Source organism: Arcanobacterium wilhelmae (genome assembly GCF_029632765.1).
Taxonomy (GTDB): domain Bacteria; phylum Actinomycetota; class Actinomycetes; order Actinomycetales; family Actinomycetaceae; genus Arcanobacterium; species Arcanobacterium wilhelmae.
Genome location: NZ_CP121247.1, coordinates 1,264,116 through 1,282,048, shown reverse-complemented (window position 1 = coordinate 1,282,048; position 17,933 = coordinate 1,264,116). Strand labels below are relative to the sequence as shown.

The 17,933-nt window shown below is 60.3% G+C and carries 17 protein-coding genes; 13 read left to right on the top strand and 4 right to left on the bottom strand.

Annotation, left to right across the window (positions count from 1 at the left end):
* The first annotated feature begins 23 nt into the window (after positions 1-23).
* From P8A24_RS05770 to miaA, 7 genes are all read left to right on the top strand, one after another.
* Positions 24-590 (top strand): CinA family protein, encoded by a 567-nt coding sequence (locus P8A24_RS05770; protein WP_278060221.1) that lies wholly within the window; start codon positions 24-26, stop codon positions 588-590.
* 59 nt (positions 591-649) lie between these two features.
* Positions 650-1,015, top strand: coding sequence for a helix-turn-helix domain-containing protein (locus tag P8A24_RS05765; RefSeq protein WP_278057672.1), 366 nt, complete (start codon positions 650-652; stop codon positions 1,013-1,015).
* Entirely contained in the window at positions 1,012-1,242 is a 231-nt protein-coding gene (locus P8A24_RS05760) for a DUF3046 domain-containing protein (RefSeq protein ID WP_278057671.1), read from the top strand. Before P8A24_RS05765 ends, P8A24_RS05760 begins: the two co-directional genes overlap by 4 nt.
* A gap of 345 nt (positions 1,243-1,587) precedes the next feature.
* A complete protein-coding gene (recA, locus tag P8A24_RS05755; protein ID WP_278057670.1) occupies positions 1,588-2,661 on the top strand; it encodes a recombinase RecA in 1,074 nt (357 codons plus the stop codon).
* Positions 2,661-3,251: a regulatory protein RecX gene (locus P8A24_RS05750; RefSeq protein WP_278057669.1), complete on the top strand. Its 591-nt coding sequence runs from the start codon at positions 2,661-2,663 to the stop codon at positions 3,249-3,251. The genes recA and P8A24_RS05750 overlap by 1 nt, the downstream gene beginning before the upstream one ends.
* A gap of 24 nt (positions 3,252-3,275) precedes the next feature.
* Positions 3,276-4,805 (top strand): tRNA (N6-isopentenyl adenosine(37)-C2)-methylthiotransferase MiaB, encoded by a 1,530-nt coding sequence (gene miaB, locus P8A24_RS05745; protein WP_370870580.1) that lies wholly within the window; start codon positions 3,276-3,278, stop codon positions 4,803-4,805.
* Positions 4,805-5,773: a tRNA (adenosine(37)-N6)-dimethylallyltransferase MiaA gene (gene miaA / locus P8A24_RS05740; protein ID WP_278057667.1), complete on the top strand. Its 969-nt coding sequence runs from the start codon at positions 4,805-4,807 to the stop codon at positions 5,771-5,773. Before miaB ends, miaA begins: the two co-directional genes overlap by 1 nt.
* Positions 5,774-5,832: 59 nt before the next feature.
* Here miaA and P8A24_RS05735 read toward each other — a convergent pair whose 3' ends face one another.
* Positions 5,833-6,444: a class I SAM-dependent methyltransferase gene (locus P8A24_RS05735; RefSeq protein ID WP_278057666.1), complete on the bottom strand. Its 612-nt coding sequence runs from the start codon at positions 6,442-6,444 to the stop codon at positions 5,833-5,835.
* Between the two features lie 93 nt (positions 6,445-6,537).
* Between P8A24_RS05735 and hflX the strand changes: the two genes are divergently transcribed.
* Both hflX and P8A24_RS05725 read left to right on the top strand, forming a co-directional pair.
* The gene (gene hflX / locus P8A24_RS05730; RefSeq protein ID WP_370870607.1) at positions 6,538-8,010 is read left to right on the top strand and encodes a GTPase HflX; all 1,473 of its coding nucleotides are present in this window, start codon (positions 6,538-6,540) and stop codon (positions 8,008-8,010) included.
* Positions 8,003-9,985 carry an ATP-dependent DNA helicase gene (locus tag P8A24_RS05725; protein ID WP_278057665.1) on the top strand — a complete coding sequence of 661 codons (1,983 nt, stop codon included), beginning with the start codon at positions 8,003-8,005 and terminating at the stop codon, positions 9,983-9,985. Before hflX ends, P8A24_RS05725 begins: the two co-directional genes overlap by 8 nt.
* Positions 9,986-10,062: 77 nt before the next feature.
* On the opposite strand, the gene lexA is transcribed toward P8A24_RS05725, so the two are convergent.
* The gene (gene lexA / locus P8A24_RS05720) at positions 10,063-10,758 is read right to left on the bottom strand and encodes a transcriptional repressor LexA (RefSeq protein ID WP_278057664.1); all 696 of its coding nucleotides are present in this window, start codon (positions 10,756-10,758) and stop codon (positions 10,063-10,065) included.
* Between the two features lie 189 nt (positions 10,759-10,947).
* Between lexA and P8A24_RS05715 the strand changes: the two genes are divergently transcribed.
* Positions 10,948-11,562 carry a LysM peptidoglycan-binding domain-containing protein gene (locus P8A24_RS05715; protein ID WP_278057663.1) on the top strand — a complete coding sequence of 205 codons (615 nt, stop codon included), beginning with the start codon at positions 10,948-10,950 and terminating at the stop codon, positions 11,560-11,562.
* Between the two features lie 184 nt (positions 11,563-11,746).
* Positions 11,747-12,184 carry a transcriptional regulator NrdR gene (gene nrdR / locus P8A24_RS05710; RefSeq protein ID WP_278057662.1) on the top strand — a complete coding sequence of 146 codons (438 nt, stop codon included), beginning with the start codon at positions 11,747-11,749 and terminating at the stop codon, positions 12,182-12,184.
* Between the two features lie 32 nt (positions 12,185-12,216).
* Here nrdR and P8A24_RS05705 read toward each other — a convergent pair whose 3' ends face one another.
* Complete coding sequence (locus tag P8A24_RS05705) at positions 12,217-14,388, bottom strand: HelD family protein (protein WP_278057661.1); 2,172 nt, start codon at positions 14,386-14,388, stop codon at positions 12,217-12,219.
* A gap of 129 nt (positions 14,389-14,517) precedes the next feature.
* Between P8A24_RS05705 and P8A24_RS05700 the strand changes: the two genes are divergently transcribed.
* Both P8A24_RS05700 and P8A24_RS05695 read left to right on the top strand, forming a co-directional pair.
* The gene (locus P8A24_RS05700; RefSeq protein WP_278057660.1) at positions 14,518-15,567 is read left to right on the top strand and encodes a PAC2 family protein; all 1,050 of its coding nucleotides are present in this window, start codon (positions 14,518-14,520) and stop codon (positions 15,565-15,567) included.
* Between the two features lie 165 nt (positions 15,568-15,732).
* Positions 15,733-17,154: an MFS transporter gene (locus P8A24_RS05695; protein WP_278057659.1), complete on the top strand. Its 1,422-nt coding sequence runs from the start codon at positions 15,733-15,735 to the stop codon at positions 17,152-17,154.
* On the opposite strand, the gene P8A24_RS05690 is transcribed toward P8A24_RS05695, so the two are convergent.
* Positions 17,120-17,920, bottom strand: coding sequence for a spermidine synthase (locus P8A24_RS05690; RefSeq protein WP_278057658.1), 801 nt, complete (start codon positions 17,918-17,920; stop codon positions 17,120-17,122). The genes P8A24_RS05695 and P8A24_RS05690 overlap by 35 nt on opposite strands.
* Positions 17,921-17,933 lie beyond the last annotated feature (13 nt).

Genomic DNA, 17,933 nt, shown 5'->3' with positions numbered 1-17,933 from the left:
TGGAGAGGGCGTGTGGGTTTCCGCTGGGGGATCGCCTTGCGCTTGCCCGGCTACTCGTTGAGCGTCATCGTGAGCGGTCTGCCTCGATTGCGGTTGCTGAATCGCTGACGGGTGGGGCGCTGGCTTCGGCGATTGTGGACGTTCCGGGAGCTTCGGTTGTTTTCCGTGGGGGTGCAGTGACGTACGCAACGGAGACGAAGGTGAGCGTTTTGGGGGTCAGTGAGGAGCGGCTCGCGCTGACGGGCCCGGTCGACGGCGTGGTGGCCGAGCAGATGGCTGCTGGAGCGGCACGTTTGTTTCGAGCTGAATTCGGGATCGCGACGACGGGCGTGGCGGGTCCTGGGCCCAATGACGGATTTCCCGCGGGGACGGTGTGGATCGGTGTTTGGCCGTCATGTCGTTTCAATTTCAACTTGTCGCCGACTTTGGCTAATGGTAAAATTTTAGTAAAGAACGAATCAGGTTCGGGTATAGAAGCCATCTCCGCCGTGCGGATGCAGCTCACTGGCTCTCGCTCCGAAATTCGTGACCAAGCAGTTCGAAGTGCTCTGGGGATAGCGATTGCGTGTGTGGAATGCACGCCGGAATAAATACTCTGGCAGTTGCGTTGGAGTAACCAGATCAAGAACTTCACAGAAAAGAGGATCTAATGAACATGACGAAGGCTCAGGTCCGCGAGAACGTCCTTTTCCGCCAGGAACTCGGCGATGTTCTGCGTGAGTACCGTCAGCGCCAGGGGCGTACCCTGCGTGATGTGTCCTCGGAAGCCCGCGTCTCGCTCGGTTACCTCTCGGAGGTTGAGCGTGGGCAGAAGGAAGCTTCGTCGGAGCTTCTCGCGTCGATTGCTACCGCGTTGAATGTGCCGCTTAGCCACGTTCTTCGCCTTGTGGCAGATCGCATTGATATTGCTGAAGGCCGTCCAACTCCGGCGATGAAGCGCCGGATGGCTCAGCAGATCCCAGATACTCTTCCGCCGGAGTTGGTGAAGGCGGAACTCGCAAAGATTCGCGCATGAGATATGCCGAATTTTGGGCCCTCTTCGATCGGGTTTTTCCCGATGGGAGAGGGTCCTCTCTTGCTGAAGATCTTTCTCTTGTGGAGTTTGGCAACCTGACGCCGCGGCAGGCGGCTGAGGCTGGCTATGATCTCCAACGCGTATGGGAGGGAGTGTGTGACGCCATGGATCTTCCTCCCAGTTACTATTTCCTTCACCGTGAGGATCCGAAGAAGCATCGAGCATAGATTGAATCGCGCGAATATGGAGTGTGGGGCGGCGTCAAGGCTGCCCCACACTCCATGCTTGTGGCTCTTGTGTTGTGGATGTGGTGTGTTGTGTGGCGTGCCTTTTCCTTTCTTGATGTAGCGCAGATGTTGTGAGGCTCATCTCGGCGCGTTGAACGGTATTCGAACAAGTGTTCGGCTAAAGTTTTCCACGTGCCGGCAAGCGCACTGAGTATCCACAGAAAAAAGTGATCGCGATTTTTTGTCATAGGTCGGGCATAAGGTGGCACCAGATCGGTCGGAGAGGCCGAGCTGAACGAAAGACCTGTTCTATTAATCGGCGTCAAGCCAGAAGAGAGGATCCACATGGCTGGAAAGAAAGATGATCGCTCGAAAGCGCTCGAATTGGCTCTCGGTCAGATCGACCGCCAGTTCGGTAAAGGCTCAGCAATGCGGCTGGGGGATCAGCCCCCGCGGCAGGTGGAAGTGATCCCCACTGGTTCTCTTGCGCTGGATATTGCGCTGGGTATCGGCGGGTTGCCGCGTGGCCGCGTGGTGGAGATCTACGGCCCGGAATCCTCGGGTAAAACCACGGTGGCGCTCCACGCTGTTGCCAATGCGCAAAAGAATGGCGGTATCGCGGCATTCATTGATGCGGAACATGCGCTCGATCCGGAGTATGCAAAAAAGCTCGGAGTCGATACTGACGCGTTGATTGTCTCGCAGCCGGATACTGGAGAGCAGGCTCTCGAAATTGCCGATATGCTCATCCGCTCCGGTGCTCTGGATATTATCGTCGTTGATTCGGTGGCTGCTCTGGTTCCGAAGGCAGAAATCGAAGGTGATATGGGTGATTCCCACGTTGGTCTGCAGGCGCGTCTGATGTCGCAGGCCCTGCGCAAGCTCACCGGTGCGCTTTCGGCATCGGGCACCACGGCAATCTTCATCAACCAGCTTCGTGAGAAGATTGGCGTGTTCTTCGGCAATCCGGAAACCACGACCGGCGGTAAGGCATTGAAGTTCTACTCGTCCGTTCGCCTCGATGTGCGTCGAATTGAAACGCTAAAGGAAGGCACAGTCCCTGTTGGCAATCGCACTCGCGTGAAGGTCGTGAAGAACAAGATGGCTCCGCCGTTTAAGCAAGCAGAGTTCGATATTCTCTATGGCGTTGGGATCTCACGCGAGGGGTCGATCATCGATATGGCGGTCGATGAAGGCATCGTGCGCAAGTCGGGTTCCTGGTTCACGTATGAAGGCGACCAGCTCGGCCAGGGCAAGGAAAAGGCTCGCGCCTTCCTCAAGGATAACCCGGAGATCGCAGAAGAGATCGAGAATAAGGTCAAAGCCAAACTCGGCCTCGGAGGCCCGGTTGAGGAAACCGAAGAATCCAAGATCGATACCGAAACCGATATCGATTTCGAACTGGATGATGCCGAATAATGGTGAACTACGCTGAGGATGCGGATTTTCGGCCGCGCAAACGCAAGAATCCCCGTGAAATCGCGGAGAGGAAGGCTGCCCGCGCGGCCGCGAGATCTGCATCCGACTGGCGTTCTCTCGCGCGGGATGTGGTTTACCGGCGCCTTGCGGTCCGTGATCGGTCGGTTGCTGAACTTCGAGCCTCTCTAGAGAAAGAACTCGTTCCCGAAGAATTCATTTCAGAGACGATTCAAAAATTCGCTGATGCCAATTTGGTCGACGACGAGCGGTTTGCCAACGGATTCGTCCGCGCCCGCTTCGAATCCAAGGTGATTTCACGCAAGGCTCTCGCCCACGATCTGCACAAGAAAGGGATCGTCGGGGAGCGTGCCGAAGAAGCGCTGGGGCAGATCTCGGACGAGGATGAGCAGGAGCGTGCGAACGCTTTTGCCGTGCGAAAGATCCGATCGATGGCGCGTTTTGAGCCCGAGGTCATCAAACGCCGTCTCTTCGGTGCGCTGGCTAGGCGAGGGTTTTCGCCCGGGCAGGTAATGCGCGCTGTTGAGGCAGCGTTTGAATCTCTCGGAAGTGACCAAGCTGACCATCGGTAGAACCAACACAGATGCTGTTTTAGAATGTCCGCGATGAACGCAACACCTACCACCTATGCAGTGCGCACCCTTGGGTGCCAAATGAACGTCCACGATTCCGAGCGCCTTGCGGGTCTTCTCGACACCGCTGGCTATGTGCCAGTTGAACTCGTGCCCGAGAAAGCCGCGCGGGCCACCGATGCGGGTGATGAGGGTGCCGACGTCCTCGTGATCAACACTTGTTCCGTACGTGAAAACGCTGCGAACAAGCTTTTCGGAAACCTTGGCCAGCTCGCCGCTGTCAAGAAAGAGCGCCCGGGGATGCAGATTGCCGTGGGCGGATGCTTGGCCCAGCAGATGCGCGAAGGAATCGTGGAAAAGGCCCCGTGGGTGGATGTTGTGCTTGGCACACACAATCTGGATGTTCTTCCTGCGTTGCTGGAGCGGGCACGTCACAACAAGAAGGCTGCTGTGGAGATCGAAGAGTCGCTGAAGGTTTTCCCTTCGACACTCCCCACCCATCGCGAAAGCGCTTATGCCGGATGGGTCTCGATTTCGGTCGGGTGCAATAACACCTGTACGTTCTGTATTGTTCCGCACCTTCGAGGAAAGGAACGCGATCGCCGGCCAGGGGAGATCCTCGCCGAGGTCGAGGCCCTCGTTGCACAGGGCGCCATCGAGGTTACTCTGCTCGGCCAGAATGTGAACTCATACGGCTGGGGATTTGGAGATAAAGGCGCATTTGCGAAGCTTCTGCGCGCCTGTGGTGAGATTGAAGGCCTTGAGCGTGTTCGTTTCACCTCGCCTCACCCAGCGGCCTTCACCGACGACGTGATCGATGCCATGGCTGAGACTCCTAATGTGATGCCCTCGCTTCACATGCCGTTGCAGTCTGGCTCGGATCGTATCTTGCGCCTGATGCGTCGGTCCTACCGATCGAAGAAGTTCCTCGGCATTCTCGAGCGCGTGCGTGAGCAGATCCCGAACGCTGCGATTACCACCGATATCATCGTCGGCTTCCCAGGCGAAACGGAAGAAGATTTCCAAGCGACTCTCGACGTTGTCGAGGCGTCGCGTTTCTCCTCCGCATTCACCTTCCTCTACTCGCCGCGCCCGGGCACTCCAGCAGCGGACATGGCCGATCAGGTTCCTGCTGAAGTTGCCAACGAACGTTACCAGCGCCTGATCGCTCTCCAGCAACGAATTTCCACCGAGGAGAACGAGAAACTCGTCGGCACCGATGTCGAGGTGCTCGTGTCCACTGGCGAGGGCCGCAAGGATTCTGAAACGGACCGCATCACTGGCCGCGCTGCGGACAATCGCCTGGTCCATGTTGCTCTTCCCGTTGGCCTGGAGCGGCCGCGTCCGGGCGACATGGTTCGTGCCACCGTGACCCACGGTGCCCCACACCATCTGATCGCCGATTCTGGGATCAACGGCGGTCTGTTCGAGATTCGTGCCACACGTGCCGGGGATGCTTGGGAAAAGCAACAAGCCACGAAGGTCCGCCTCGAGGCGGAAGCCGCCGGAAAAGCCCCTGTTGGACTTGGCATGCCCACGATCCGGCCCCGCTGATGGAGGTATTGCCGCGCCCCGTCGTCGGGGTCGTGGGGGAGACGGCCTCAGGAAAAACATCGTTTTCGGTTGCGTTAGCCCATGTTCTCGGCGGTCCCGACGCTGCAGAGATCGTCTCTGCGGATGCCATGCAGCTCTACACGGGCATGGACATCGGTACTGCGAAGGCAACCGAGACAGAGCGCAGAGGAATCACCCACCATCAGATCGATGTCCTCGACGTTCGTGAGGAAGCATCCGTTGCCGCATATCAGCGCCAGGCGCGGGCTGATATTCGTTCTATCGTGTCTCGCGGGAAGTTCCCTCTCATCGTTGGTGGTTCAGGGCTTTACATCTCGGCCGCTTTGGATGAACTCGACTTCCCCGGTACGGACCCACGCTTGCGCGCCGAGCTTGAAGCGCGCGCCCAAACGGACGGCCTCGATACGCTCGTTGCCGAACTCGCCGACAAGGATCCCGTCTCGGCTGCAACGATCGACACGCGTAATCCGCGCAGGGTGATCCGTGCTCTCGAAGTGGTGCTCCTGACGGGCAGGTCATATACACCGGTGTTCCCGGCCCACACCTCTCACTTCGAACCAACGCTGATCATCGGTGTTCGGCGCGAGCGGGAGGCTTTGCATGCGGCGATTGAGGAGCGCGCCAGGAAGATGTTCGCCAGCGGCCTCCTCGACGAAACAGAGCGTCTTCTCGCCATGGGGCTCGATGAGGGAACAACCGCGAAGAAAGCTACAGGATACGCGGAAGCAATCGCGGTCCTTCGTGGCGAAATGAGCCTCGAAGAAGCGATCGAGTCGGTTGCCCAAGGTACGCGCAGGCTCGCCAAGAAGCAACGAACGTGGTTCAAGAGGGATCCGCGAATCGAATGGATCGATCTCACTGCTGCAGGTGAGCCTGGTGGCGCTGCGGTCATCGACCAGCTTGCCCGTGAGACCGCGAATCGCGTTCGCTCGCTGGGAGGGCTGTGATACAGTTTTGTGGAGCGGTCCCGCTGCTCGCTCAGTGAGCTTCTGCCGTTCGCGTTACCTCAGGGCTCATCCTTGCGCACCTCGAGCACACGAAAACCCTTCGAAGAGCCGTACTTGACGGAGACGAACCCCTGAGCATTCAGCCAGCTCGAAAGTGAATCCGCGCCAAGGTTCTTTTGGACCACAAGGTAGGCCACGCCGTCGGCGGCGAGAAGACTGAGCCAATCCATGAGGAGAGAATGTAGCGCCTCCTTGCCGATCCGGATCGGCGGATTCGACCACAGCAGGTCCACCTCGATGCCCTTTGCGCGCAACTCCTTCAGTGTGGCAGACGCTTCGCCAATCGTTACGTTCTCGTACGCCTGTGTATTCACGCGAGCAAGCTCGAGCGAACGTTCGTTCACGTCAACGCCCCATACCTCAGCCTCCGGATGCTCGCTGGCCAGTGCAATCGTGATCGGACCCCACCCGCAACCGACGTCGAGCGCGACGCGCGCCGCCCCCGTCTCGGGCGCCTTGTCCAACAGGACAGCAGTGCCCTTATCAAGACGGTGAGAGGAAAAGACGCCGCTCGAGGAGTGAACCTCGACGTCGCGTCCACGAATGTTCACTGTGAACGTAGTGGCCCGCTCGGGGGCCTCGGGAGAGTGTGAGAAGTAATGATCGCTCATGCCCTAAGAGTAAACGCACGGGAGAGGCGAATGCGAGATGGCGCCAGCGTTGTGGGTGAGAGACAATAGAAAGGCGAAGAAAAGGAGAAGGCGATTAACGAAAACCACGATGCCATCGATATTCACTCCCATGAGGGAACGGCGCTCCAGAAAGACCCTGCATATCAGGGGGCGTGGGCAGGAGACCAGCTCGAGCGCGAAGCGCGATCCTCGCTTAAACGCGTCGAAAATCTCTCGACGGAGCTCGAAGACGTCACCGAGGTCGAATACCGAAAGCTCCGCCTCGAACGTGTGGTTCTCGTTGGCGTGGTGACGGACGGATCGATGGAAGCCGGCGAGGATTCGCTCCGCGAACTCGCCGCGCTCGCCGAAACCGCTGGCTCAACGGTTCTCGACGGCGTCCTGCAACGGCGAGCGCTCCCAGACGCCGCGACCTACCTTGGGTCGGGCAAAGCGCAGGAGCTCGCTGAGCTCGTTGCCGCTGTCGGCGCTGACACCGTCATTGCGGATTCTGAGCTTGCCCCCTCTCAGCGCCGCGCACTCGAAGACATCATCAAGGTCAAGGTCATCGACCGCACCGCGCTCATCCTCGATATTTTCGCCCAGCACGCAAAGTCGCGCGAAGGTAAAGCACAAGTTGAACTCGCACAGCTCGAATACCTGCTCCCGCGCCTTCGAGGCTGGGGCGATTCGATGTCACGTCAGGCAGGTGGCCGCGTGGCTGGCGGTGCCGGCATCGGCTCGCGCGGTCCGGGCGAAACGAAGATCGAACTCGATCGCCGTCACATCCGCAACCGCATGGCCTTGCTCCGTAAGGCAATCCGAGAAATGAAAACCTCGCGCGACGTGCGCAAGGGACAACGGCGGGCGCGAAAGGCGCCCTCCGTCGTCGTCGTGGGATACACGAACGCAGGGAAATCCTCGCTCCTGAACGTACTGACAGGAGCGGGCGTCCTCGTCGAAAACGCCCTGTTCGCCACACTGGATCCAACAGTCCGCCAGGCCCACACCGACGACGGACGCGAGTACACCATCACAGACACGGTCGGCTTCGTGCGAAACCTGCCCACCCAGCTCGTTGAAGCGTTCCGATCCACGTTGGAAGAAGCCGGGGAAGCGGACCTGCTGGTCCACGTCGTCGATGCCTCACACCACGACCCGCTCGGCCAAATCGATTCAGTCCACACTGTCCTCGCGGACGTTCCCGGAACCGAATCGATCCCGGAACTCATCGTGTTTTCGAAGGCCGATATTGCCGATCCCGTGGATCTCGCCGCGCTCGTCTCACGGTTCCCAAACGCCGTCACAGTCTCCGCCGTTACAGGAGAGGGCATCGACGAGCTACGCGAAACGATCGCTGAGCTGCTGCCGCGTCCTCACATCGACGTCGATATCATGGTCCCCTACACGCATGGTGCCCTCGTGTCGAAGATCCATGAGTTTGGAGACATCGATTCCGAGACGTACGAGGAAAGCGGAACCCGGATCCGCGGGCGAGTAACTGAGGAATTGGCTGGCGCGCTCGCAGAGCTCGGGCTGATGGGTGGATCGAGCCCGCGTGCCTGAGAAAGTCGATCTTGAAGAGTCTGTGCGCGCCCTCCACGCCGTTGTCGAGTCGATGGACGGAACCGCGCGCGAAGGCCAAGAAACCATGGCGCACGCCGTCTACGAAACACTCATCGACAATGCGCACCTCCTCGTGCAAGCAGGCACAGGCACTGGAAAATCGTTCGGCTATCTGGTTCCGGCCCTGTTGTGGGCGGCGAAAACTGGCCATCGTGTGATTGTCTCTACGGCAACGCTCGCCCTTCAGCGCCAAATCATGACCTCCGACGCGCCGAAGGTCGTTGAGGCGATTGGGAAAATCACTGGCGTTCATCCGAAGGTCGCTCTCCTTAAAGGCTGGAACAACTACGTGTGCCTGCGAAAAGCGAACGGTGGTTATCCCGAGGAAGGCGCATTGCTCTCCCGTGCGGAAGGTGAGATGGGTGCCACCGCCACCGGCGAGGAAGTGGTGCGCGCCCGCGACTGGGCGATGGTCACACAGACGGGAGATCGAGACGATCTGGTTCCCGGAGTCCACGACCGTGTGTGGGCGCAAGTCTCCATTCCCAAGGCGGAGTGTATTGGCGAGAAATGCCCGTTGCGAGCCTCGTGTTTCCCAGTGCTCGCTCGCGCAGCCGCCGATGAAGCGGACGTGGTTGTGACCAATCACGCGATGCTTGGCGTGGCCGCCACAAAAACTCCGGTGCTCCCAGAAACGGATGCCTACATCGTCGATGAGGCTCACGATCTCGTGGACCGCGTGACGAACCAGCTCACCCGCTCCCTGACAAAGGGCGATGTGGGCGGCGTGATCCGTATGCTGCGCACTGCGAAGATCCTTCCCGGTCCGCTCGAGGACATCGCCGACGATCTGGGTGGGGTCCTCGAAGCGCTCGGCGAGGAACGCCTCACCGCGATCCCTCCTCAGCTCGTCGACGTCGTGGCCCGGCTTCTCGGACAGATCCAGGAAGTGGGAGAAGACGTTTCCGCGCTTCCCACGGGAAACGAAGATCTCGCTACCTCGAAGCAGATCCTGCGCTCGCGGCTTGGGGATCTTGCTGAGGTGTGTGAGGCTGTGTTATCGGGGGAAGTCGACGCCGGTGGCACGGTTGCGTGGGTGAGCCAGATTCCCGACGGCCCTGCCTACCTCAATCTCGCTCCGCTCGACGTCGCCGCGCCGATCGCGGACGAACTGTTCGAAGGCAAGCCTGTTGTGCTCACGTCCGCCACACTCAAGATCGGCGGGAAGTTTGACGTCGTCGCCTCGAAAGTCGGGTTTAACTTCCCGTCGCAGGGCCCGTGGGAGGGAATCGACGTCGGCAGTCCGTTCACGCCAGAAAAGCAGGGCGTGTTGTATATTGCCGAGCATCTCGCAGAGCCTGGTAAAGACGGGTACGGCGAAGATCATTTGGAGGAAATCGTTGAGCTCGTGCGTGCTTCGCGCGGCGGGGCGCTCGCGCTGTTTACGTCGAGGACGGCGAGCGAGCGTGCCGGCGAATATGTGCGTGAGCGCCTGGATCTTCCGGTGTTTGTTCAAGGTGAGGATCAGCTCTCGACGTTGGTGGAGAAGTTTGCGGGTGATCCCGCGGCGTCGCTTTTTGGAACACTCTCCCTGTGGCAGGGAGTTGACGTTCCGGGGCTCACGAACCGCCTGGTGATTATTGATCGTATTCCGTTCCCGCGTCCGAACGACCCCTTGATGCAGGCGCGTAAGGAGCATGTTGATGCAAATCGCGGCAACGGGTTTATGCAGGTTGCGGCAGCGCACGCTGCGCTCTTGCTGGCGCAGGGAGCGGGGCGTTTGTTGAGGCGCATTGAGGACCGTGGCGTGGTGGCGATCCTCGATCCGCGGCTTGTGAAGAAGCGCTACGGCTCATATTTGATGGCTTCGATACCGCGCATGTGGTACACCGCCGACCACGACGTGGTTTGTGGCGTTCTCGGGAGGCTGGCGCAGGCTGCGCACGACGCCGGTGGAGGAAGCGACGAGCGGTAGCGTAGCTTTCCTACGCGGCCGACGCCGATCGGTTGCGGCGCGAGCGGAAGTTCCTGTTGTTGAACAGGGCAGCGGCGCTACAGAGCGCGCAAAACGGTGACAACCTTTCCGAGGATCGTTGCCTCATCCCCAGGGATAGGCGCATATTCGGAATTTCTTGGCAGGAGCCACACATGGCCGCCGGATCGGGAGAGGGCTTTGACCGTAGATTCGCCATCGATCATGGCGGCGACGATCTCGCCGTTCTCAGCGGTGGGTTGGCGGCGGACCACCACCCAATCGCCATCACAGATCGCGGCGTCGATCATGGAATCTCCGGAAACCTCAAGCATGAACAAATCGCCATCGCCGGTGATTTGGCGGGGGAGCGGGAACACATCCTCAACGACCTGTTCAGAAAGAATCGGGCCGCCTGCCGCGATGCGGCCGACGAGAGGGACGTTTACGGGCGCTGAGATGTTCTCTTCCTCATCGGTGATACGTACCGAGGATTCGGCGGTGGGAAGATCGAAGGGCTCCGGGAGGAGGTCGCCCGTGCGCGGATCCACGCGCTGGCCCAGTGGCGTAATTTCGATCGTGCGGGACCGGCGTGGATCCTTGTGGAGGACTCCGGCAGTTTCAAGCACGTCAAGGTGATACTTCACCGATGACGGTGAAGTAAGCCCTGTGCGTTCACAAATTTCGCGCACGGTAGGAGAGTACCCGGCCTCTTCTTGGTATTCGATGATTGCCTGAAAGATGGCGAGCTGACGCTTCGAAAGTGATGTGTTCATGCGCCCTCCACAAAGTGATCGCGAAAAGTTGTCATACCCCGATGGTTTCCTTGTTTCACAAGCATATCCCGTGCGGGAAAGCGATTCAAACATTTGTTCGGACGAGTTTCGAACAAATGTTTGCATATCGTCGAATGGTCGGGATAGAATTCAAACAGATGTTCGAGAATGTGAGTTCGAGGAGGAAAAATGAGTGCACTTGCAGTGCCGGTTCTAGCGGAGCCAGCAAAGAAGCCTGCTGAGCGTGGGTCGTCTGTTCGTGGTCGTTACGTGCGCCCCGATTCCACCACGTCCGCTCTCTACACACCGCTTCGTGCGGTGGCAACTCCGGCAAGCGCTGATGAGGTGTTTGAAACACATAACGTAGCTCCCTTGCGTCCGGTGCGTGAGGCTCAAGGTTGGCGTGTTGCAGGCGAGGTTCTCGCCGAACACCCGGTCCGTCGCCCGGTTCGTCGCCCGGTCCGCCGTTCATCGCGCCAATCGGCAATGGTTCGAGCAGCGGCGCGCGAAGTTGCTCCACGGCCTACCGAGTTGACGATGTCCCAGGTGGTCCAAGCCTTGAGTGGGCTTTTCCTGATTGGTCTTGCGCTGGTTGCTGGCATGTGGTTGACGTCGGCTCTCGGGTTGGGGGTTACGGATACGGAAATGATCCACGTCCAGGCGGGCCAGAACCTCACATCGATCGCCCAGCTCGTTTCCTCAGATCGTCCGCTTGCGGAAGTCGTTGCTGATATCCGTTCACTGAACGGCCTGGAATCCGATGTGGTTCGCGCGGGGCAGGAACTCCTATTGCCCACGCGCTGAATAGCCATCTGAAGCTTTGGCATCGTGCTTCCCGTGTCCAATGCGTCGTTGCCAAAACCGCCCGCGCCACACACATCTGAACCAAACCGTGTGGCGCGGGCTTTACTTTACTCATGGTGGCGTTTGGTGACAATCAGCTGGTACATCGGTGGCGCGCCGCGTCCAAACCATATAGTTTGTTGGCATGCACTGCCCATTTTGTCGTTACAGCGATTCGAAGGTGATTGATACACGCCCGTCAGAAGATGGGCTCTCGATTCGCCGTCGGCGCGAGTGCCTCCACTGCCACCGGCGCTACACCACCACGGAAACTGCTGCCCTCATGGTCACGAAGCACTCGGGAGTGATGGAGCTGTTCTCGAGAGAAAAGATCATCGCCGGAGTTGGCAAGGCATGCAAGGGGCGCCCTGTGACAGCTGCCCAGCTTGCTGTCCTTGCGCAGGAGGTTGAGGATCTGGTTCGTCTCAAGGGGTCTTCGCACATCACCACAGACGATATTGGGAAAGCTGTGCTCGGCCCGCTTAAAGATTTGGACAAGGTCGCTTACCTGCGTTTCGCCTCCGTCTACCTCGATTTTTCTTCCCTGGAGGATTTCGAAAAGGCGATCGCTGCTCTGAAATGACGCTTGTGGTGGGCGGCTGAGGCCCCACCGTGCTACTGAAGCGCTCCGGGCAAACCTTCGCTCGCCACAACTGTTAAATGTTGTGTGGCACGGGTGAGCGCAACATACAGATCTCCCGGCCCATCCGCCAAAATCGCGGACGGCTCCACCACGATCACCGCATCGAACTCTAACCCCTTCGCCTCACGTGCACTCATCACACTCACACGAGAATCGGACGCGTCAACGGCGAGGTGTACGCCGATCTGTGTGATCACAGCGATGGTTCCGTACCCTTCACCGTACAGCCCGTTGAGGAGTTCCAACTCGCTGCCGACAAGCTCATTGACCTCGCGGGTGAGAGATTCGGGAGAAACCACGTGCGCGTCATACGAATCCGGTACACTCCGAGCCGCCAGTACCAGGCGAACGGGGTAGCCGACGTCAGCCATGGCCCGCTGTGCCCGATCGAGGATTTCAGCGGGCGTGCGATACGAGACGGTGAGCACTTCCTCGCGCGTAAACTGCGCCATCGAACCGAGAACCTCGGCCCAGCCACCAGCGGGCGGGCCGGCAGGGTATTGGTCCAGGTCGCCCACCACCGTCATCGAACGCTGCGGGTTGCGGCGTGCGATCATCCGCCACTGCATGGGCGAGAGCTCTTGCGCTTCGTCAACAACGACATGGCCGTACGTCCACGTGCGGTCAGCCCCGGCGCGTTCGGCGAGAGTCATCCCGGAGTGCTCTTCCGAAAGGAAATCTACCAGTTTCGCCGAGTTAACGATCCCGCCGCCGAGATTCATCGCCTTCATCGTGGCGGATGCGTATTCGCCAAGTTCGCGTGCCTCGGCTTCCTTCGCCTTGCGTGCGTGGCGCGCAGAATCGGATTCGAACGCTCCGAGGTGCTCGGCCATCTCGTCCATGATCGCAATGTCGGCGGGCGCGAATCCTGAGCCCTTGGGGCGAAGGAGAGAGGCGCGTTCGGCGTCGGTGAACTCGATGGCCACATTCGCGAGGTGCTCAGGGAAGGCGAGGAGGCGCTCGAGCAACTGCTGAGGTGAGGAGGGGAGCCAGTGCCGATTGATCTCGCGACGGGCGTCTGCAGATTCGGCGACGTCGGCCATAAGCCACTGGTTGTCCTCGAAGACAATTTCTTGGAGCTCGGCGAGCTGCTTGGCGAGCTCCTTGACGAGATACTTCGCGTACGTTTCGCGCGCTTCATTGTGGGGGAGTTCGGTTGCCCGGGCTTTTGCCTGGGCGCGCGCGACGAGCTTGCGGGTCAGCATGAGGCGATGAGAGCCGACCATGACGGCGACGTCGGCGGTCGCAGGCTTTTCGAGCATGCGGGCCACTGCGCGCTTGGCGATATCTGCCCACTCGATACGACCCTTGAGAAGCGCCACGGATTCAGGCTCGGTGATCGTTGGGACGACTCCGGGTAGGAGGCGGTCGATAGTGGAGGAGACGACATCGGTCTCGCCCAGGGAGGGGAGCACGGCGTCAATGTAGTGCAAGAACGCGTCCGAGGGGCCGATGATGAGAACGCCCGATCGAGCAAGTCGCTCGCGCTGAGCGTACAACAGATAAGCTGCGCGGTGGAGTGCGACGGCGGTTTTTCCGGTTCCTGGACCTCCCTGCACGACGAGGATCCCGCGAGAATCAGCGCGAATGATGCGGTCTTGCTCTGCCTGGATCGTGGCGACGATGTCGCCCATCTTGCCGTCGCGGGCCTTGTTCATTGCAGCGAACAACGCTCCCTCGCCGGTGAGGTTGAAGTCGTTCGCCTCCCCGTTCGTGAGCAGTTCGTCCTCCACCCCAGTGACCTTGCGGAAACGAGTTTGGATATGTCGACGTCGGACAACGTTTCCTGGTTCGAGTGCGGTGGCCTGATAGAACGGCTCCGACTGAGGTGCGCGCCAATCGACAAGGAGTACTTCACCGGCGTCGTCGCGTAGGGTGAGGCGTCCGATATGGTGGGTGCTGCCGTCGGCAAGGTCGAGCCGGCCAAGAACCAGACGATTTTCCAGGTTGCGCAGACGGATCAGGTTGTCTTCGTAATGCGTGGCGAACGAATCACGTTCGCGGCGTGCACCCGGAGTACCACCGCCACCTTGGTGACGGACACGAGCGAGTTGCGTCTCATATCTCGAACGTTCGGAATCGAGGGCGGAGTATGCCTGGTCAACGAACTCCTGCTCCTGGGTGATCGCCTCTTTTGTGCTCACGTGTCCTCCTCAACATGAAAAACCAGGAACATTATTATTCCGGAAAACGTTCAGGTACGCGAATGATTATTCTGTTCGCGTACCGGGTGCCGAAGCCGCCCAGGTAGAATGTGGTGAGAAGGAGGTCCTATGCCCACGTACATTCATATCGATCCGAGCCTGACCAACATTGAGGTCGATACTCTCGTACTGAATTTGGTGGACAGGCTAGTGGACGCCGGTGAAGTGGCAGCCACGATGGAAGCGGTGATCTCCGACCTGGACTATGTGGGGATCGCTACTTTTGATTCCGATCCGCTCTACGATTTCCGTGCCCAAAGGCCGATTGCGACGTATGCGGATGGTCGCCTTGCGGAGGTCTCTGCTCCGGGGATGGATCTGAAGCTTGTCACCGATGTTCAGGGGCACACGTTCTTGTACATCTCTGGCCAGGAGCCGGATTTCCATTGGCCGGTTCTGGCAAAGGATATTGTGGAGATCGCGACCCACTACAACATTTCACACCTGTATTCATTTGGTGGTATGCCAGCGCCGGTTCCGCACACGCGTCCGGCAGATATGGTGGTGCGCTCCACCCAGCCGCGCGACAACGAGATCCTGCATGCGTATGTGGAGCACTATGGGACGCTTGCGGACATGGTGGAGAACGAAGCCGCAAAGCGTGGGCTCGCGGCTACGTCGATCCGGACCCGTGTGCCGGGGTATCTGGCGCGCGGTGATCATCCATTCTTCTCGGCGGCGCTCGCAGTGGCGAAAATGCTTGCCTCTCTCGGAGGCCCGGTGATCCCTGTGGGAGATCTGGAGCAACGGGTGGATGAGCAGATGGGCTTCCTCGCGGCTGCCGTCGAATCGAACCCTGAGCTCGCGGAGCTGGTCGCCAAGCTGGAGGCCGATTACGATCGCCTGCCCGAAGGCGTGGGTTTTGTCCGCAACGGCGATCCGGAAATCCCTACCTCGGACGAGATCGGTGAGGCTGTGGAGCGCTTTTTGGAGATGCGCGAGGAGAAGCCACTGGAAGAGGCCGTCAAGAAGTCGAAAGCGAAGAACCCGCCAGTTCGTCGCGGACGCCACGCCTGGCGCGCCCCGACGTCGGGCGAGGAAGAGTCGTCGGCGGAGCCGGGCTCGGCCGAGCCTCATACGGACGCCGAGCCGCCGGCGTCGGAGGGCGCAACCGAATAATCGGTGAGCCCTGTTCACGCCCCGCGTAGCGCTCGCCGTCGTCACGAACTGAATATGTGAAATGCCCCGCACGTGTGCGGGGCATTTCACATGCCAGAACGCGTTCGCGCGCGCCGTTGAGCCGGTGTAAAAATGTTGAAGCACAACAACCGGCAAGGGGAGATTATGAGACGCGGAGCTCTGCGCGTGTGGCTAGCGGCGATGGCGATCTATATCGTGGCGATGGCCGGGCGAACCTCGCTTGGAGTGGTGGGTTTGGAAGCGATGGCACGTTTCCACATGTCTGCATCGGTGCTCTCGCTCTTCACGGTGGTTCAGCTGGGGGTATATGCGCTCGCCCAGATCCCTGTGGGGATCGCGCTCGACCGCTGGGGTACCCGCCGCGTGATGGTGGTCGGCGGCCTGGCGATGGCGGTTGGCCAGGTGGGGCTCGCTTTCGCGACGTCGGTTCCCGCGGCGCTCGCGGTGCGCGCACTGATTGGCATGGGTGATGCCACGGCCTTCACTGCGGTTCTGCGTATCATTCCGGCCTGGTTCGCTCCACTGCAGGTGCCGGTGATGACACAGCTCACCTCGATTATTGGCCAGCTTGGCCAGGTGATTTCGTCGGTGCCGTTCGCGGCTGTTGTCGCGGGGCTAGGGTGGACAACGGGGTTTACGTCGCTTGCGGCCCTCGGGGCGCTCGTTGCCGTCGTCGGTCTTGCGCTGATCCGTAACACTCCGGCGAACTTCAGCCACGGTGCGGAAAAAGACCGTAAGCGGCTCGCGTCGGTAACGAACGCTGTTGAGGTGAATTCGGCCGCGCCCGGTGTGTGGGAGACGCTGAAGAATCCGGGAGCTTTGCTCGGATTCTGGGTACATTTCGCGACGTGTTTTCCCTCAATGTCGTTTCTGTTGCTGTGGGGTGTTCCGTTTTTCCAGGTGCATGATGCAATGCCGAAGGCCGCCGCCAGTGCGATGCTGATTTTCAACACGGTGTTCGGGATCGTCTTGGGGCCGATCGTGGGGCGGCTAGTGGCGGCGCATCCGCTGCGCCGCTCGTGGATTATTTACGTGACGTCGGCGATCACCACCGTGGCGTTCGCCGTGGTGATCGTGGGGCCGTCTCCGTCGCCGTTCCTGCTGAGCGTTGCGTTGCTGGTGACGACGGCGCTGTCCGGGGTCGCTTCAAACGTGGCGTTCGATTTCGCGCGCACGAGTGTGCACCCGCGCCGGCTAGGCACAGCGAACGGCCTGATCAACATGGGTGGGTTCGTTTCGGGGCTCACTGCGGCGCTGATCATTGGTGTCACGTTGGATGTGACATCGCCTGCCGGGCAGTACACTCCCGGCAGTTTCTCCCTCGCGATGGCGGCGCAGTTCGTTCTCCTGGCCTCCCTCGGTGCCGTTGAGTACTACAAGCGCAAGGTGCGCGCCCAGCGCGAGGCGGCCGGCGGGCCGAAGGTTCCGCCTCTTGCAGACGTTTTCCACCGTTACCAGGAGCGGTGGGATCGACGTCGGCGCCGGCACTTGGCGGGAAAGGCTCGCGTGGAGCGGCGCAAGTTGCGTCGGCTCACTCAAATGGCCAGCCGACGGCACCGTCGGTGAGTGGCGAAGCGCTCCGAGCCGCTTTTTCGAGCACTTTTTGCCCGACGACGGTGGTAGGCAACGACAGCCTGCGCACGAGCCTGTCGATCTCGGCGACGTCGAGCGCAGCGTTGGAGGTGACGAGGACAACGTTTCCGTGGCGCTTGCCGCGCGCGATTGCCGGATCGGTGATTCCCACAATGTACTCGAAGCTCTCCAGCGCGGCGGCGACCTCTCGGTAGACGTCGGTGAGCGAGCCGCCGGCGACGTTGACGAGGTAGAGCCCGCCGTCGGCGAGGAGGCGCGAGGCAGCGGCGTACGATTCGACGGTCGCAAGCTGCATCGGCACACGGGCACGGCGGAACGCGTCGCGCACGATCACGTGCCAGGAGCCCTTGTTGGTGTCGAGGGTGCGGCGTGCATCTTCACTGCGGATGCGCAGGCGGGGCGAGGATGGCAGATCGAACCATTCGCGAGCGAGCGTGGCGAGTTGCGGATCGATCTCAATGGCAAGCTGGCGCGAGTTTTTGCGCTCCGCGTCGAGCGCCCGGGCGAACGCGCAGCCGGCGCCGCCGAGGTGGAGAATACGAAGCGGGGCGCCGGCGTCGAAGGTGGTATCGATCGCGACCCGCATCTGTTGCATATACTCGAACTCGAGGTGAGTGGGGTCTGCGAGGTCGAGCGCAGAGGATTCGGCGTCATCGATGTAGAGGGTCACCAGCGAGGTGCCTGGTACAGGCTCCACTCTCAGCTCGGACATGGCAGTGGTAGCGGTGATCGTTTCCATGGCGCAGATTGTA

Coding starts and splice junctions, on each gene's coding strand:
- nrdR (WP_278057662.1), top strand. CDS start 11,747: ATGCACTGCCCATTTTGTCGTTACAGCGATTCGAAGGTGATTGATACA.
- P8A24_RS05750 (WP_278057669.1), top strand. CDS start 2,661: ATGGTGAACTACGCTGAGGATGCGGATTTTCGGCCGCGCAAACGCAAG.
- P8A24_RS05695 (WP_278057659.1), top strand. CDS start 15,733: ATGAGACGCGGAGCTCTGCGCGTGTGGCTAGCGGCGATGGCGATCTAT.
- lexA (WP_278057664.1), bottom strand. CDS start 10,758: ATGAACACATCACTTTCGAAGCGTCAGCTCGCCATCTTTCAGGCAATC.
- miaB (WP_370870580.1), top strand. CDS start 3,276: ATGTCCGCGATGAACGCAACACCTACCACCTATGCAGTGCGCACCCTT.
- recA (WP_278057670.1), top strand. CDS start 1,588: ATGGCTGGAAAGAAAGATGATCGCTCGAAAGCGCTCGAATTGGCTCTC.
- P8A24_RS05700 (WP_278057660.1), top strand. CDS start 14,518: ATGCCCACGTACATTCATATCGATCCGAGCCTGACCAACATTGAGGTC.
- P8A24_RS05760 (WP_278057671.1), top strand. CDS start 1,012: ATGAGATATGCCGAATTTTGGGCCCTCTTCGATCGGGTTTTTCCCGAT.
- P8A24_RS05715 (WP_278057663.1), top strand. CDS start 10,948: ATGAGTGCACTTGCAGTGCCGGTTCTAGCGGAGCCAGCAAAGAAGCCT.
- P8A24_RS05690 (WP_278057658.1), bottom strand. CDS start 17,920: ATGGAAACGATCACCGCTACCACTGCCATGTCCGAGCTGAGAGTGGAG.
- P8A24_RS05735 (WP_278057666.1), bottom strand. CDS start 6,444: ATGAGCGATCATTACTTCTCACACTCTCCCGAGGCCCCCGAGCGGGCC.
- P8A24_RS05765 (WP_278057672.1), top strand. CDS start 650: ATGAACATGACGAAGGCTCAGGTCCGCGAGAACGTCCTTTTCCGCCAG.
- miaA (WP_278057667.1), top strand. CDS start 4,805: ATGGAGGTATTGCCGCGCCCCGTCGTCGGGGTCGTGGGGGAGACGGCC.